Here is a 16,847-nt window from a genome sequence, read left to right on the forward strand (position 1 = left end):
TAGCGAGAGGCCAGCCGGCGCTCTCTCCACTCCAGACTACCGGGCACGCCATCAACCGGATATGCGCAAAATCGCCAATGCGATGCCGATTTCATGCGCGGCCGCTGACGATTTCGCCAATGCAATCGACGATTTCGCGCCGGAACGCGAAAAAGGAGGGACCGGCGGTCCCTCCTCTGAACGTAAGAAATGCAATGTATAAACGGATCCTTCGGAATTCATTAGGCTCCGACAGCAGCCGGTTTCGTTCAACGTGAACGCGGCCGGACGTCTAACGCTTGTCAGCGGTGCTATTCCTCGAAAAATGCGGCTGCAAAAACGCTAACGCTTATCACAGACGTTAGTTGGCGTAAAAAAGCCAATTTGCACGGTAAAGTTCCGCAATAAGCCTCCTGGCAATCACTAGCGCAATGAAATGGGCATTTTGAGCCGATTAGGCTTTCGTACAACCGTTCGCGAAATGAAATGGGCATTTTGAGCCGATTAGGCTTTCGTACAACCGTTAGCGCAATGAAATGGCTATGTTGAACGAGCAGCCATTCGTACAACCGCCCGCATCCCGGCGTACCTGCCGGCGAATCCGACACTCGGCCTCTGTTTATACGCATGCGAAGAAGAAGCCAAGCGCGAACGAATCGACGGGTTCTTCGTCAATCTTCGATCGCTTGATAGACTGTCGTCCAGAAATCGTGGATCAGCCGAGCCGAATCCGGGGTGGACATCCCGACCTGGGTGAGCAGGATTCCGGTAAGCTGGTTGTCCGGGTCGGCATAGGTCGAGGTGCCGCTGCCTCCGTCCCAGCCGAACTGGCCGATCGGCGCATAGTCGCCGCGGTAGGTGCGCACCGCCATCCCCATGCCCCATCCGCCGTGCTGCCCTTGGCCGTACGACACGTGGACGTTGTTGACGGCCATCGCGTGCCTCGCTGCTTGCTGCTCAGGCGTGAGCCGATTCGTGGTCATCAGCTCGACGGCGGGCCGGGACAAGATCCGTTCGCTTCCGTGCATCCCTTGATTCAACAGCATCCGAAAGTAGGCATGATAGTCATCGACGGTCGAAACCAGCCCGCCGCCGCCGCCCTGAAATGCCGGAGGCTTGCTGTAGCGTCCGCCTTCCGCCTCGTCCCACACGGTGAATTCTCCGGTCTGCGGGTTGGGAGCATAGAGCGGCGGCAGCCGGTCGACCTTGTCGGCAGTCACATGGAAGCCGGTGTCCTTCATGCCGAGCGGACCGAAGATGCGTTCGCGCAGGAACGCCTCGAACGATTGGCCCGTGACCCTGGCGACCAGCACGCCGAGCAGATCGTTGCTGATATGGTACTGCCAGCGCTCTCCGGGCTGGTACATCAGCGGAAGCGTGCCCAGGCGGCGCATCCACTCGTCCGGCTCGGGCATCGGCTCCGGCAGGTCGGGCGTGAGCCCCTGTTCGAAGATCTTGCCCATGATCGGCGTGCCGAGCGACGTCATATCCATGCCGAGCCCGAACGTCGAGGTCAACAGATCCCGCACGGTAATGGGTCTCCGCGCCGGAACGGTATCGTCGAGGGGTCCGTCGAGCCGCTTCAGTACTTGTCGGTCGGCGAGTTCCGGCAGCCATGTCTCGACCAGGTCATCCAGCCGCAGCCTGCATTCATCGAGCAGGATCATCGCCGCCGCGATCGTTACCGGCTTGGACGTTGAGGCCATTCGGAAGATCGTGTCCCGACGTACCGCCGCTCCGCCGTCATGGCGCATCGTGCCGATCGCTTCGACATGCGTCTCGCCGTTCCGGCTAAGCAAAGCAACGAGCCCGGGAATCTTCCCGGACTCCACGTGTCGTTCCAGTACGCCGCGCAATCTGCGCAGCCCCGTATCGGTGAAGCCGGCGTTCTCGTGTTCCATGTTCTTTTGCATGCGATTTCCCTCGCTTTGCTGTTTTATCGGCGCGATCTCCGTCTTGGGGGCGAGACTTCACCGTTCGCATTACCACTTTCACCGTTCGCTCCATCCCTGCCATTCCATCAAGATGCTAGCAGGATATGCCGGATACGGCAATGCGAATAAAGGCTTAATAATCGGTTGTCAAGTTTTGTCGATCATCGCTAGACACTCTAATGCCACCTATCTGCTCAAGAATAAAGACCCGCAGCAACGGCTGCGGGTCTTTACGATCGATGCAAATGAAAACAAAACGCTTGCTCCACTAATTATCGCGGACCGCATGAACCCTTCACGGCCTGCGCGCAAAGGTCCTGAACATGAGAAATAGTCCACCTGGTTCCAGCTGCGCCCGTATGTCCTGCCGGTCAGCCAGATAAAGCCCTCTACGCCATATAGCGTGATTTCCCCCCTCCCGGCATACAATAGGAATTAAAGCCTCTAAAAATCAGCTTGAGGAGATGAGTTCCATGCATGCCGGAAAAGCGTTGCGGTTATTTTTAGTCGGCCTGGTTTTTGCCGTCGTGGCGATCGGTTTTTTGCCGTTCTTGGTCATCTTGGATTGGAGTGACCTCTATGGCGTCTCGGAGCAAACGCCGCCTTCTTTTCCCGTTGCCTTCCTTCAGAAGCTGTTTAAGTAACCTGTCGGCGCGAAGCGGACTTCCGGGCGCAACAGCCGGAAACCGGTCATCCCCTTGTCAAGCAGACAGATGAATAAGCGTGGCCAACCAGCGCGTATCGATCCCCATCGATGCGCGTTGTTTTAATTGGGCACGAGTTCCGCGTCAGCCATACTCGACGATTTCCGTACGGTCACGATAACGCCGTCCGTGTTGTTGCCCGATAGTTCGTAACTGCCGATCGTGGGCACGTGCAGCGTCGTATTCGATGTTACCGGAAAATAATAGACGACGTACGTTTGGTTCCCGACGACCGCCGTGATCGATTGGCGCACTTTCAGTTCATGCAAGTATTCCTCGAATGCCCAATGATTCTCTTGCATGATCGCGCTGTGCGGAAGCCCGACGTAACGGAAATGCCATGGCTCGTCGATAACGTCCGTAATGTCCGTTTTATCCTCCGGATACCGGACGATAAACCCGTACTTCCAGGCGTTCTCCCGCAGCCATACCCCTTCCGGGGCGTCTTTCATCTGCGCCTTCGTCGAACCGATGTCGAGCGCCAGTCCCAGGCTGTGCTCGCTGTGTCCCGGAAGCGCCGCGATCTCGGGTCCCAATTGATCGTACAGGACCTGCTGCTCCTTGTCGTTCCGATAACCGCTGTTGATCAGAAAGTGATTGACGCCGACCTTGGCGGCGTCCTTGATCATCGCTGCGAACTTATGGGTCAAATCGGGCGACAGCCTGATCGAGTTGTCCAGCAAGCCGAAACCGTCCAGCAGCTCCTTATGCTGATATAAGTTCACCGCTTCGGCGTCCGCATCGTTGGGCGGCACGGCGATTTGCTCGTTCACGAGCAGCAAGTCTCCCTCGTGCACCTGCCCCGCATCGACGGGGATCGCAAGCTCGATTTTCGGCGGCGGGCCGGTTTCCTTAACCGGCGTATTCGGCTCGTTCCCGCTATCGGCTTGTTCCGTCGGCGGCTCGAAATCCGGCGGCGCCGTGAACCGATAGTAAAACACGGCCATCAACAGCAGCGCCGCAAGCAATAAAAACCACTTTCTCATTTCTTCGTTTCCTCCTTATGCTCTCTTTCTCTAGGTTAAAGAAACCAAGTTAAGATAAAGCGGCTGAAATTCTTAAAGATTCATAAAAACGACAGGGCCAAGTTCTTATTATAAACGGGAATGAAAATAACGCAAAAAATAGCCGCAAGTGATGCGGCCATGAATGTTTACTTGCCTTGCCTCGGCTCTGGTAAAACTTCTCCCGTACCTGCTGCTTCAACTCGATTACTTATGCTTGCTTTGAAAGGCTTCCCGCATGATCAGCTTCAGCATGCTTGGCTGAACCTCAACCGTTGCTACCGCTGCCGTCTTGCGCAGATACCTGTCGCTGGTTAGCTGCCGGAGCATGCAATTCGCCAAATCCGCCCTGGACGTAAACCTGCCTCGAATATGGTTTTCAGCCGTTTGGTAAGGCGTCACTTCCGGCGTTTCGAATAAACCGGAAGGTCGTATAATGGTCCAATCCAAATCTGAATTTCTGACTATCTCCTCCATCCGTCTCATATCCTCGTACAACGTCTTTCCGATCGTATTGGTAATCATCGGCTGCACGATTCTCTCGAAGAAGAAACCTCCCTCGGGATCGACATGCGGTTCAGTCGCGCTGGAGCTCACGCATAGCAGGCGGCGAACGCCAAAGCGGTTCATGGCATGCAAGATATGGCCGATGCCCTGCGAATAGACAGTAATGGGCTTGCGGCTGAATGGAACGCCAAGCGTAGATAGGACGGCCTCTTGCCCGGCAACCGCGTTCTCGACGGACTCGCGATGATACACATCGCCGCTCATCACGCGGAGATCCTCATGTTCGAGCGGGAATTGGTCCGGATGGCGGGTAATTGCGGTTACCGAATGCCCTTCCGCAAGCGCTTGGCGCGTCAACAGTCTTCCCGTCGGCCCGTTGGCTCCGAATATGGCGATTTTCATCTGGTTTCTCCTTCCGAGCGGCTCGTCGCAGCTTGTTTGGCAAGCGTGATGGCACTCCAAAACATAGCTACCGCGATCACCGGGTGAAGCGCGGAGAGGAATCCGATCCGGGACGACAGGCCGGCCGTGACGAACATTAAAACGACCATCGCCAATTGCTGAAAACCCTTCAATCGGTAAGAGAACGGCAGCCGCGCGATGAACGAGAACACAATAACGATGACCGGGAAAACGATAAATACGCGCGCGAAATTCGTATGGGCAGCCCAGTCGGCTGCATCCACGAAAATCGCCATGCCGGCGATAAATACTTGCGCCATGATCGCCAAAGCGAAAATTCGTGCCGTCAACTTAAGAAGAGATAAAACGCGCGCCTCCATTTGATTTCGAGTCGACAAGGTATATACACCCTTTCCTTTTGAGTGAGCGCACACTCATTACGAGATAGTGAGTGTGCGCTCACTCATCGTATCGGAACTACTCCTCCGTTGTCAAGAAGTAATCCTGGATTCACGACGCTGCATTGCTTTTATGACGCTAACCCCTTCATCATGGTTGATAATAATTGATCCACGAATAGATTTCTTGCCTCCTCCGCCTCATCCTCACCAATAAATTGCACATGAAAGGCATGCTGAAAACACGCCCCGAGCAGTAAATCCGCGGCACTGCGCGGATTCGCATCGTCATTCACCCTTCCGAGTTTCTGTTCGGCGCGAATATACCCGGATACGATTTCGTTGGCGCGGTGAGGGCCTTCATTTCTCTCCTGAAACCCTTCCCGATGGCGAGCGAGAAAACTCGGTTCCGTAAACAATGACGAGGTCAGGAAAATAGACAATAGGAAATAATCAAGCGCTGCACGCGCCACTTCATGCAGGTTCTCCTTTACGGTCCGTTTGCCTCGGTTTCCGTTCAGCTTGAACAGGACTGCAAGGAAACCTTCCAGATGCTTTTTCATGACTTGCAAAAACAGGTCTTCCTTGCTTTTAAAATGATTATAAAGCGAACCTTCGGAACATCCGGCGATTCGCGCGATTTCCTTGGTGGTCGTTTTGGACAAGCCGCTAGTAAGAATGACTTGCTCTGCCGCATCCATGATTTTATTGCGGAGCTCCATAATATCTACCTCTTTTAGTCATGATCTTCGCTAATACTACATCAGATTATGAGTGGGTACTCAGCCAAAGTCAAATCCGATCGCGTCTAGGGCTTCTCCTCCACCTGCTGCATCTCGCCTTCGATATGGAATTGGGTCTCGTACAATTCTTTGTACAGCGGATCGCGCTGGACCAGCTCCGCATGGGTGCCGATCGCGGCGATGCGGCCATTGGCCATGACGACGATTTTGTCGGCCTTCAGTATGGTAGAGAGCCGGTGCGCGATGACGAGCGCGGTACGGCCTTCGAGCAGCACCGCAAGCGCGTCTTGGATTTTGCGTTCGATGACGGTGTCCAAGGCGCTGGTCGCTTCGTCCAGCAGCACGATCTTCGGCCCTTGCAGCAGCACGCGCGCAATGGCGAGCCGCTGGCGTTCGCCTCCCGACAACCGATACCCGCGCTCGCCGACGATCGTATCGTAGCCTTCCGGCAGCGAGTTGATCGTGTCGTGAATTTGCGCCGCGCGGCACGCAGCCTCCATCTCTTCCGCCGTTGCCGATTCCTTCGCCAGCCGCAGATTGCTCGCGACCGTATCGTGGAAGAAGAACGGGTCCTGCGGGACAAGCCCCATCTGCGCGCGCAGCGCATGCAGCGTCAACGATCGCGTGTCCATGCCATCGACGTACAGATGACCGCTCGCCGGATCGGAGAACCGCGGAATCAGATTCAGCAGCGTCGTCTTGCCGGCGCCGCTCGGGCCGACGAGCGCGACCGTCTCGCCCGGCTCGATGGTAAGCTCGATATCCTGCAGCGCCCAGCGGATAGCCTGAGGCTCCGATGGTTTCTCGCTGCCCGATCGGTAGGAGAACGAGACCTTCTCCAGCCGTAGACGGCCTTCTACGCTGTTGTCCGGAATGCTCTCCTTGCCGTCCTGCACTTCCGGTACTTCGTCCATAATGCTGAAGATCCGCCGAAACAGCGCGACGGAGGACAGAATGCTGACATGAAGCTGAGCCAATTGGCTGAGCGGACCGTAGAGCCGGGAGAGCAGGGCCGTGAAGGCCACGATGACGCCAAGCCCGATCTCGTTCTGCAGCACCAGCCAGCCGCCGTACATCCAGAGCAGCGCCGGTCCGATGGACGAGAACATGTTCAGCCACATGAACAGCCACCGGCCGATAAGCGCTTGCTTCACCTGCAGGTCGCGCAGCGTATGATTCGACTCGGCGAATTCCTTCTCCTCGGCACCCTGCCGATTGAATATACGGATGAGCAGCGCGCCGCTTACCCCCAGCGACTCGCTGAGCTGCACGGTCATTTTGGACAAATAGTTCTGAATATGGCCCTGCAGCTTCTGCCTGGATTTGCCGACGCGCTGCGTTGGAATGACAAAGCCCGGCACGACGATAACCGCCAGAACGGCCAGCCGCCAATCCATGCTGAACATCAAGAAGAGCGTCGCCGCGATATTCAGCAGATTGCTGACGAAGCCGACGAGCGTCGTCGTCACGACGCTTTGGATCGCGGTGACGTCATTGGTCACCCGCGACACGAGATCTCCCGCCTGCCGGGAAGCGAAGAACCCGACCGTCTGGCGCTGCAGATGACGGAACAGCGCAATGCGGTAATCGGCCATGACGTTCTGTGCGATCAGATTGCTCAGCCACGTCTGCAGAACGCCTAGAAGTCCCGTTCCGATCGAGATCAGAATGAGCGTCAGCGTGTATTCAACGATGATCGACATCCGATGCTTCTGAATGCCCTCGTCGATAATCCGCTGCGTCAGCCAAGCCGGAATGACGCCGCCGAACGAAGCGGCCAGAATGACGACGGTGACGATAATGGTATACGGCCAATACGGCACGAACGCTCGCAGCGCGCGCCGGAAGATCGCCCAGTCGAAATGCTCGTTCTGGGCAAGCTCCCGCATCCGCCAGCGGTTGCCTCCGCCTCCCGGCGCCCCGCCGCTGCCCGCTCCCAAACCTAGCCCCCGAAACTCCTGCATGCCGTCAGCTCCGTTCTATTCATGGTCATGATGCTCTTCTTCGTCCTGCGCCACGACGACCTTGACGCCCAGCGCCTGAATCCGTTCAATGGCTTCCGGATCGGCATCCCAATCCGTCACCAGCACATCCAGGTCCTCGATCAGGCCGGCCTTCGCAAACCCGTCGTTGCCCAGGGAGCGGTGCGTCGTAATCCCGATCCGCCTGCGGGAAGCCGCGGCCACCGCGCGTCCGAAAGCCGCTACTTCAGGCGTCGAGACGAAGATGCCCTCTTCCGATATGCCGCTGCCGGTCACGAAGCTGATATCGAACTTGAACTGCCGGATAAACTCGTTCGCGATGACGTCCGTTATATTGCCGGATGACTTGACCCGGCCTCCGATCAAGTACGTCTCGATCCATTCCCGCTCCCGCAGCATATCGGCTACGCGAATGCTGTTCGTCACGATCGTTAGCGGCATGCGGTCGGGCAGGTACTTCACCAGCAAGTACGAGATCGCGCCGCTGCCGATAAACACCGTGTCATTCTCGCGCAAATAGGCAGCGGCAAGCTTCGTAATCGCATTGCCCTGCGGGGACCCTTCCCCATACCGGATCTCGGGCGGACGCGGCGCCTGCCTGACCTTCCTTGAGGATATCGCCCCGCCATGCGTTTTCTTCAGCAAGCCCTGCTTCTCCATGATCGACAAGTCCCTGCGGATGGTATCGATCGAGATCTGGTATTTATCTGCCAGGTCCTTGGCCAGCACGCGCTTCTCCTGCTCCAGCAGCGCAAGTATGCGTTCCCTGCGCTCTTCGGCGAATAAGCCCGACGTATCCTGCTGCTGGTTCATGCATGATCGCTCCTTAAATTCACGTTTATATAGCGATTATATGCCTGTATGTACGGTTTTACAATAGAATAACATGCCGTTATATTCATTTTTATTCACGTTATGTCATTCTTCAAATTAGAAAATAAACATGAAGAAGGCCGCCGATCGGCGGCCTTCTTCATGTTATCGGCTTCTGGTTGCGGTGACTGACATTCGCGAGATTCTTCTCCACCGCGGATTTAAATATCGTCGCTCAACCGACCTTTCCGCCTGTTTTTCCATCGTTCGGTCGGCATGCTTTATCCACGAGGAAAACAATTACCACGCATAAGCTTGCGGCGCATCCCCGCCCGGACCCGGAAAAATTTCATCCAACCGTCTCATCGTTTCTTCGGCAAGCTTGATATCGACCGCACGTAGCGTAGTTTGGAATTGCGCCAACGTTCTCGGTCCGATAATCGGCGCCGTCATGGCCGGATGCTTCAGCGTCCAAGCCAGCGCGACGTTCGCTTCGCTTTCGCCGATCTCCAGGCAAAGTTTGCCGAATCGTTCAAGCTTGTCCCGATTGGCCTCCGCCCGTTCTTGGGATCGCGCGCTTCTGCCGCTCGCAGCCTTCAGTGCGTTTCCTCCGAGCAAGCCCCCGTCCAGCGGGCTCCATGCGATGACTCCGATCCCGTGTTCTTCGGCGGCAGGAAGCACTTCCAACTCGGGCAATCTGCATAGTAAGCTGTATTTATGCTGTTCGGAAACGAGTCCCAGCTTATGTCTCGCTTTCGCTTCGTATTGGGCTTTCACCAAGTCTCTTCCGGCAAAATTGCTGGATCCCACATAACCGATTTTCCCCTGATTCACATGCACTTGGAAAGCTTCCCAAAGCTCGTCCCAGCTTACGTTGCGATCCACATGGTGCATTTGATAGAGTTCGATATGATCGGTGTTCAAGCGGCGCAGCGATTCTTCCAGGTGGCGGCGAATTTTGTAAGCGGACAATCCCCGCGATTGGTTGGGACCGTCCAACGGATTTTCCATTTCGCCGTATACCTTGGTCGCCAAAACCACCTTTTCCCTACGGCCGCCGCCCTGCGCGAACCAGCGTCCGATGATTTCCTCGGTTCTTCCTTTGTTTCCCTGACCGCCGTAAACGTTGGCGGTATCGAAAAAAGTCACTCCGGCATCCAACGCGGCGTCCATGATCCTGAACGATTCCTTCTCGTCTGTTTCGGGTCCGAAATTCATCGTGCCCAAACATAATCGGCTGACCTTCAGTCCGGATTTTCCTAGATAGGCATAGTCCATGTCTTATTCCTCCCGATCGCGATTAATAGAATCCGCCCGTTTCCAAAAGATCTGTTCGGCGCATTCGGCCATTTTCCGTTCCGTTCGTAAGCCTGAGCCCGATCCTCAAAGCCGGATTAATTCGCCAATATCTCTTCGATCCGGTTAATGATGTCTTCGTTGAGCTCGATTCCCGATGCTTTGGCGTTCTCTGTCACTTGCTCCGGACGGCTTGCCCCGATAAGCGCGCTTGCGACATTGGGTTGCCGAAGAATCCATGCAAGAGCCAGATTTCCGACCGAAACGTTCAGCTCCTGCGCGATGCCTTCCAGCTTGCGGACCTTCCCGATCTTCTCTTCGGTGATGGCTTTGTGCATCCAGTCCAGCTTGGCGGCGCGGCTATCGGCCGGAATGTCGGCGGTTGACGTGTATTTACCGGTCAACAACCCTTGCGCAAGCGGCGAAAATACGACTTGTCCGATGCCGGAACGTTCGCCCAGCGGAATGACTTCCTTCTCGATATAACGCTCGAACATGTTGTAGATGGGCTGGTTCACGACGATGCGGTCCAGCAGGAAGCGGTCCGCGACGCCAAGCGCTTCCGCCATTTGCGAGGCCTGCCATTCGCTGACGCCGACGTACAGCACCTTACCCTGCCGGACCAAATCGTCCAACGCGCGGAGCGTCTCTTCGAGCGGCGTTTCTTGGTCGTAGCGGTGACAGTAATAGATATCCACGTAATCATGACCGAGCCGTTTGAGGCTGGCATTGGCCTGTTCGAAGATATGCTTGCGGGACAGCCCGCGATCGTTCGGTCCGTCACCCATCTGCCCGAAAACCTTGGTCGCCAGTACGTACGATTCGCGCGGATAGGCTCTTAGCGCTTCCCCGACCAGCTCCTCGGCCGCGCCCCGTTCGTAAACGTTCGCCGTGTCGAAGAAGTTGATGCCGAGCTCGTATGCTGCTTTGATGGAATTGACGGCATTTTCACGTTCGACGTAGCCGCCGTATGTTAGCCAGCTGCCCAGGCTTATTTCGCTCACTTTAAGGCCTGTCCCGCCTAATTTTCTGTATTTCATGAAGAAATCCCTCCTAAGCTGATTTCGTATCCTCTTTACGAGAAGACCCCTTCATCATAAAATAGTTTATATCGGTTTTAAAGAAGTGAAATTTTATTCACTATATTATAGAAGATATACTTGCTATACTTTTGTAAAGTAAGGTTCAATCGTAAACAGCGGGGAGCGAAGCGCGAAAATGACAGGCAAAACGAACAGTTACATCCCTAAGGTACCGGACCAGATCGAATGCAACATCGAGAAGACGTTGGATGTGCTAGGCGGAAAATGGGCCTTTTTAATCATCCGCGAGCTCTTCGGCGGCACCAAGCGATTCGGTGAATTGCAGCGCCTCATTCCGAACGTCAGTCCGCGCGCGCTGACAAGCACGCTGCGCCATCTGGAGAATCAAGGCGCGCTGGAACGCCATGTGTTTCCTACCGTGCCGGTGACGGTCGAATACACGCTTACGCCGAAAGGCATGGACTTGCATAAGGTACTCAAAGAGATGAAGCTGTGGGCGGCGCGGTGGACCTAAGCCAGATTAATGACATGAGCATGATCGAGTCTGCAAAACAAAAACCAGCCATCCCTATTCATGGTGGCTGGTTTTCTGTTTCAATCCTGCCTCTAACCTTACATTGACTTGTATCCTTGCAGCCATTAGACAATTCAGGTCATTCTAAACGCCGGTTCGGATGGTACTGCCGGCCTCTTGAACTCGACCGATCGATTCTCTAGTCGTTCACCATGACCATCTTGACCGCGGATCCGCGATCGTCGCGCAAGGCCTTCATCGCGTCCGGGAATGCGTCCAGCGCGAACGTATGCGAGATCAGCGCATCGCCGTCGACCGCTCCCGATTTCAGCAGCTCGATGCACTTCGGGAAGAACAGCGCCGGCGTGGCGTGCGACGCCCGCAGCTGCAGCTTCTTGAAATGGAACTCGTTGGCGTCGAACGCGATGTCGGCGCCGGCACCGTATTCGATGCCGATGAACCCGATCACGCCGCCCGTCCTCGCCGCCTTGAACGCCGACGGAATCGTCGACGGCGGCGCCGAGACGAGCACCCGGTCCACGCCGCCGCGGTCGAAATCGTACGTCTCGAGCGGCGTCTTATCCGTATAGATGATTTCGTCTGCCCCGAATGCGAGCGCCGTCTCGATGCGCTTGACGGAATGGGAACGGGCCGCGGCGTAGATTTTGCGAGCGCCGCGTAGCTTCGCGAGACGAAGCGCCATCAAGCCAATGGGGCCAAGACCAAGTACCAGCACGTCGTCGCCCATGCGAATGTCCACCGTCTCCGTCAAGTCGACTGCGACGCCGAGCGGCTCCACGAGCGACGCGACCGCGAAGGACAGCCCCTCGAACGGAACGACGACCTCCTTCGGCGCGACGATATAATCGGCGAAGCCCATGGAGAAATTCCGGCCCCAAAAGCTCGGCCCTTTGTTGCATAGATCATAGCGGCCGTCCCGGCACCATTCGCATGTCCTGCAAAACGTGCTCGTCTCCAGCGTTACCGAGGCACCTTCCGCAACATGGCTGACGCGCGCGCCTTTGCGAACGACGATGCCCGCGACTTCGTGCCCGATCGCTTCCCAATCGGCTGCGGCCGATTTTACGCTCGTCATGTCCGTTCCGCAAATCCCGCAGGCTTTGATGCGAATCAGAACCTCGTCCTCGCCGATCTCCCCCAGCTCGCCTTCGCGCAGCTCGAACTGAAACGGCGCCTTGGCGTACCACGCGTTCGCTTTCGTATTCATCCTCGTGTCCTCCTGCCCAACCGAATTCTTGTCTATTCGACAACTCCCTCCATTATAAGCCTTCGCGCGGAAACGGACAGTCCGTTATCGCGCCATATGCGGCATGCGCGCCCGCTTAGGCTTCAAGCTTCACGCCGGTCATGTTCTCGCTCAGGATCCACAGGCGTTCCGCCATGCCGGCATCGACGGCCCAAGGCAGTACGCCATGATACTGCTGGCTCATATCCCCCATCTTGAAGCCTTGAACGATCTCGGCGATGTCGCAGTCCAAGCAATATACGCCGCCTTTGCCATCCAGCTGCGGGCTGGTCGCGCACCATACGCTTGTCGCCGCACCCTGCGCCGTAGTTTTGAATACGCCGCCGACACCGCGCTCCTGCTCGGATAAGAAACGGGCGAGTTCCGTATCGATTCGGCCCGGATGCACGGAGAACGCGCGAATTCCGTCCGCATAACCGCGCTTATCCAGCCCTACCGCAAACAAAGCGTTGGCCGTCTTGGATTGTCCGTAGGCTTTCCATTTGTCATAATCGCGCTTCTCGAAGTTAGGATCTTCGAAGTCGACGCCGCCGAAACGAACGCCTGCCGAGGAAAGGGATACGACCCTGGCGCTCTCGGCTTGCTTCAGTGCCGGCCATAACCGCAAGGTCAATTGAAAATGACCCAAATGATTGGTTGCGAACTGCGATTCATAGCCGCGAGCGTCGCGAGCCAGCGGCGGAGCCATGATGCCCGCATTGGCGATCAAGAAGTGAAGCGGTCTGCCGGTTGCAAGGAAACGCCGCGCGAAGGCGTCGATCGACGCAGGATCGCTCAGATCGAGCTTCTCTACTTCCGTCCCGGCGATACCGGCGAGCGCGGGACCGGCTTGCTCGGGAGAACGAGCCGCTACCACGACAACGGCGCCTGCCGCCGCGAGCGCGCGGGTCGTCTCGAGACCGATACCGGAATGCCCGCCTGTCACGATGGCGATCTTGCCTTGAAGATCGCTGCCCTTCACGACCTCCAGAGCGGTCGTATTCGCACCGAAGCCCGACGAGATCGGCGTTTGCGGCGTAATGCGGTATTCATTGTTAGCTGTCATGATGAGGTTCCTCCCAGAATTAATGTTGTTCCTATTTAATGGACGATCTCAGAATAACACACCCCGAATATAAAATATACAAAAAACGTTTAAAACGTCTATTTTGTAAATGTTGTTTATACCGCTCTTCTTGTCGTGTATAATGGAGAAATACGATTCGTAGGAGAGTTTGACATGGATGTTTCCTCGACAACTTCGCAGCAAGACGCCAAAACGAAACTGTTAAAAAAATTGATCGTGTCCGTCATCAAAGACGGCTTTCAGCAATTACGGATGGACGATATCGCCAAACATATGGACGTTAGCCGGGCGACCATGTACAAGCATTTTTCCTCGAAGGAAGATGTAATATCCGGCGTCGTTCGAATTATCGTGGATTTCATAGAGAGGCTGGAAGCGCATGGCGACGATGAAGACGAAGCGTTCTTCGCCGTCTGGTTCCAGAAGCTGTTCGAACAATCGGTATCGCTCGTCCAGTACATTACCGCCGCGTTTATGGACGATTTGAAATCCGCCTACCCCGAGCAGTATAACCTGCTCAAAAGCACGCTTCAGAAGCGCGATCGACATTCGCTCCGCTTCTATCGGCTCGGGAAAGACAAGGGCATGTTCAACCACATCAACGAATCGTTTATTTTGCTGCAGGACGAGCTCTTGCTGCGCGAAATTACGAGCGTTAAATACTTGCTCAACCACAACATGTCGATTCAAGACGTCCTGCTCGACTACTATCGGTTCAAAAAGGTGCAGCTGTTCAGCGCCGATAAAGCGCCGCTTGTGAACGATGCCGACATCCAACCGATTATCGAGAAGCTGGCCGAGAAATTCAATCGCGCGATTCTATAAGGAACGATCGGCATCAACAACGAGAAGGACCGCAGAAATCGCAGCCCTTCCCGGAAAGGCGAGGTAATTCAAAATCGCGGAACGCGTTCGGGCGGCTGATTGCCGAAGCAAGAACGTATCGTCACGCTCGCGATAGTGACGCGAATCACTTTTCGGCTAACGGTTGTACGGAGGCTTAATCGGCTCATAATGCCCATTTCAAATCGCTAATGATTGCCAGGAGGCTTATTGCGAGATTTCCCGCGCAAATCAGCCCCAATCCGCTCAAATATCGACCGTTATAATCGTTAGCGTTTATAAAGCCCTAAGTTTTGAAGCTTAGCAGCGCTGACAACCGTTAGGCGTTCAACCTGCGTTCACGAAGAACGGTTGGCAGCTCCCGCCGCTTGCTGCACGCTTTATAAGGAGCGGTTTCAATAGACCTCAAATAGACCTCAAATAGACCTCAAATAGAGCTCAAAGAAGGGCCGCAGAAATTGCGGCCCTTCTTTGCTTTCCATCTATATGTCGTTGATGTCGTTCGTGATCACGTTCATGCCACGGATGACGGCTATCGGCGTAACGGCGCGGTGCGTCCCGGTCTCAGCCGCTTCCGGCTTCGCTGCTCCTCTAATAAACGAACCATCTGCAGGCGCACCTGCTCCGATTGCGGCGTGGCCCATGCTGGATGAGCGAGATTACGGGTTTCCATCGGATCCTCGGTCAGGTTGTATAACTCGAATTGTTCGGGAACCGGAACGGTTTTGCATCTAACTTCGCTGCCGACAACCCCGCCTTCGTTAGGGACCGCGCAGCTATCGCCGAATAACCGGATCGTGATGTCCCGCAATCCCGGCTCGCTCCAGAACTGATCGTTATCGAAGTAACGGGCGTATTTCCATTGCTCTGCAGAGCGGCTTCCATGATGCCCGGGGAGATCGGCGATCACGGTCTCGATATGATTCGGCTGCACGACCGCGTCATACGCCTTTCCTACCGGATTGATCTGATGCTGGCCGCGGGTCATATCGTCATCGGTCATGAAATATACCGGCTCCCCGGACCTGTCGTCTCCCTCGCTTCCCTCCAGCCCTTCTCGGCCGAGCAGGCAGGACTTCAGATCGCGTCCGACCAATGGGCGCACTTCGCTGAAGCGGCTTTGCAGCCGGCATTGAATCCCGGGAATGTCCGCATCCGCCAATCCAAGCATCGTCGGCAGAAGGTCCACGTGGGAGGTTAACGCAGACACGCTCTGCCCGGGTGGAAAGAGCCGTTTGTTGCTGATGAAGACGGGCACGTGCAGCACTTCTTCATAAGCACAATACATTTTCTGATGCAGATTGCCGTGTGCCCCAAGCAGATCGCCGTGATCGGACGTGAAAATAACGATCGTATCGTCGCCGAACGAAGAGCGATCGAGTGTTTCCAATACCTTCAGGATTTGCCGATCGGCATTTTTTTGCAATTGAAAGTACAGCTTGCGATAAAACGGCCCGTCTCCGATCGGCTGTATGGCCTTGGCATACGTATCCCTATAGCTGGACTGGCAGCTGGGCTTTGAATCAAGCGTTTCATCGAACGTAGGCGGGGGAGGCACTTCCGGCATCGGATCGACCTGGAAATGAAATAGGCCCGGCAGATGGGCGGTCAAATTGCCGTACAAGGTAATATCGTGCGGATTCACGAAGGAAGCGACGACGAGCCATGGCGGCACATCCGATGCGGCTTGCTTTTGCCGGTCCAACGCTTCGATCAACTCCGCGGCCTCGCTGCCGTAGGCGACATCCCTCCCGCTCAAGCCCTTGGCGGCGGAGGAACCGGAATCGCGCGGGTTGCGGCCATGCGGCTCGGGCCCGATCCAGGACGAGAATCCGTATGCATCTAACGGATTGGCGTTCAAATAACGCCGTTCCGCCGGCGGATCCGGCATGCCGGTCGAAGGATGATAGCTGGGCGTGCTGTCGTGCGTTCCCGGAACCGTAAGATCTTCATGCGAGATATGCCATTTGCCCTTGTAGTAGGTCTGGTACCCTGCCTCGCGAAAATAATTCCCCATCGTGGGCACCGTGTTTGGCGGCAGCCAGTACATGTCGGAATCGAAAGCCTGCTTCGCGATTCCGGTCGTTTGCGAGACGCCGTGAAGCGAGGGATACTGGCCGGTGAACAGCGTCGCCCGGCTCGGACAGCAGGCTGCGCTGCCGATATAATGACGGCGCAGTTCAATGCCATTCGCGCGCAATCGTTCATGGGCAGGAAGATTCGCAGCCCGCCACGACGTAAGTTCGGCGTTCTCGTAGACAGGCGGATACCGCTCCTCATCGACGATCACGAGAAGGAAATTCGGCTTCTTGATCATAGGCACACCCCCGCATTAACCGGCTCTATGGCTAG

The 16,847-nt window shown here is 55.9% G+C and carries 15 protein-coding genes; 3 read left to right on the top strand and 12 right to left on the bottom strand.

Annotated elements, in window-relative coordinates:
* Positions 1-650: 650 nt before the first annotated feature.
* Positions 651-1,880, bottom strand: a complete 1,230-nt coding sequence (locus tag GT003_RS16080) for a serine hydrolase domain-containing protein (RefSeq protein WP_161699762.1) — start codon at positions 1,878-1,880, stop codon at positions 651-653.
* A gap of 506 nt (positions 1,881-2,386) precedes the next feature.
* Here GT003_RS16080 and GT003_RS16085 point away from each other — a divergent pair.
* A complete protein-coding gene (locus GT003_RS16085; protein WP_161699538.1) occupies positions 2,387-2,557 on the top strand; it encodes a hypothetical protein in 171 nt (56 codons plus the stop codon).
* Between the two features lie 122 nt (positions 2,558-2,679).
* On the opposite strand, the gene GT003_RS16090 is transcribed toward GT003_RS16085, so the two are convergent.
* The 8 genes from GT003_RS16090 to GT003_RS16125 form a co-directional block, all read right to left on the bottom strand.
* Positions 2,680-3,603: a M15 family metallopeptidase gene (locus GT003_RS16090; protein WP_161699540.1), complete on the bottom strand. Its 924-nt coding sequence runs from the start codon at positions 3,601-3,603 to the stop codon at positions 2,680-2,682.
* A gap of 225 nt (positions 3,604-3,828) precedes the next feature.
* A complete protein-coding gene (locus tag GT003_RS16095) occupies positions 3,829-4,530 on the bottom strand; it encodes an NAD(P)-dependent oxidoreductase (RefSeq protein ID WP_161699542.1) in 702 nt (233 codons plus the stop codon).
* A complete protein-coding gene (locus GT003_RS16100) occupies positions 4,527-4,850 on the bottom strand; it encodes a DUF6220 domain-containing protein (protein ID WP_161699544.1) in 324 nt (107 codons plus the stop codon). Before GT003_RS16100 ends, GT003_RS16095 begins: the two co-directional genes overlap by 4 nt.
* Positions 4,851-5,059: 209 nt before the next feature.
* Positions 5,060-5,650, bottom strand: a complete 591-nt coding sequence (locus tag GT003_RS16105; protein ID WP_161699546.1) for a TetR/AcrR family transcriptional regulator — start codon at positions 5,648-5,650, stop codon at positions 5,060-5,062.
* 86 nt (positions 5,651-5,736) lie between these two features.
* A complete protein-coding gene (locus GT003_RS16110) occupies positions 5,737-7,635 on the bottom strand; it encodes an ABC transporter ATP-binding protein (RefSeq protein WP_161699549.1) in 1,899 nt (632 codons plus the stop codon).
* Positions 7,636-7,650: 15 nt separating this feature from the next.
* Positions 7,651-8,466 carry a DeoR/GlpR family DNA-binding transcription regulator gene (locus GT003_RS16115; protein ID WP_161699551.1) on the bottom strand — a complete coding sequence of 272 codons (816 nt, stop codon included), beginning with the start codon at positions 8,464-8,466 and terminating at the stop codon, positions 7,651-7,653.
* A 300-nt stretch (positions 8,467-8,766) separates the two neighbouring features.
* Positions 8,767-9,744 (bottom strand): aldo/keto reductase, encoded by a 978-nt coding sequence (locus tag GT003_RS16120; protein WP_161699553.1) that lies wholly within the window; start codon positions 9,742-9,744, stop codon positions 8,767-8,769.
* A 116-nt stretch (positions 9,745-9,860) separates the two neighbouring features.
* On the bottom strand, positions 9,861-10,802 hold the full coding sequence (locus tag GT003_RS16125; protein WP_161699555.1) for an aldo/keto reductase family protein: 942 nt from the start codon (positions 10,800-10,802) through the stop codon (positions 9,861-9,863).
* Positions 10,803-10,980: 178 nt separating this feature from the next.
* Here GT003_RS16125 and GT003_RS16130 point away from each other — a divergent pair, with 178 nt between their 5' ends.
* Positions 10,981-11,319 (top strand): winged helix-turn-helix transcriptional regulator, encoded by a 339-nt coding sequence (locus tag GT003_RS16130; protein WP_161699557.1) that lies wholly within the window; start codon positions 10,981-10,983, stop codon positions 11,317-11,319.
* A 199-nt stretch (positions 11,320-11,518) separates the two neighbouring features.
* On the opposite strand, the gene GT003_RS16135 is transcribed toward GT003_RS16130, so the two are convergent.
* On the bottom strand, positions 11,519-12,547 hold the full coding sequence (locus GT003_RS16135) for a zinc-dependent alcohol dehydrogenase (protein WP_161699559.1): 1,029 nt from the start codon (positions 12,545-12,547) through the stop codon (positions 11,519-11,521).
* 115 nt (positions 12,548-12,662) lie between these two features.
* The gene (locus GT003_RS16140) at positions 12,663-13,631 is read right to left on the bottom strand and encodes an oxidoreductase (protein ID WP_161699561.1); all 969 of its coding nucleotides are present in this window, start codon (positions 13,629-13,631) and stop codon (positions 12,663-12,665) included.
* Between the two features lie 174 nt (positions 13,632-13,805).
* On the opposite strand from GT003_RS16140, the gene GT003_RS16145 reads away from it, so the two are divergent.
* Complete coding sequence (locus GT003_RS16145; protein ID WP_161699563.1) at positions 13,806-14,477, top strand: TetR/AcrR family transcriptional regulator; 672 nt, start codon at positions 13,806-13,808, stop codon at positions 14,475-14,477.
* A 550-nt stretch (positions 14,478-15,027) separates the two neighbouring features.
* Here the strand turns inward: GT003_RS16145 and GT003_RS16150 are convergent.
* Positions 15,028-16,812, bottom strand: a complete 1,785-nt coding sequence (locus GT003_RS16150; RefSeq protein WP_161699565.1) for a sulfatase family protein — start codon at positions 16,810-16,812, stop codon at positions 15,028-15,030.
* Positions 16,813-16,847 lie beyond the last annotated feature (35 nt).

The sequence above is a fragment of the Paenibacillus sacheonensis genome, from assembly GCF_009909195.1.
GTDB lineage: Bacteria > Bacillota > Bacilli > Paenibacillales > Paenibacillaceae > Paenibacillus_Z > Paenibacillus_Z sacheonensis.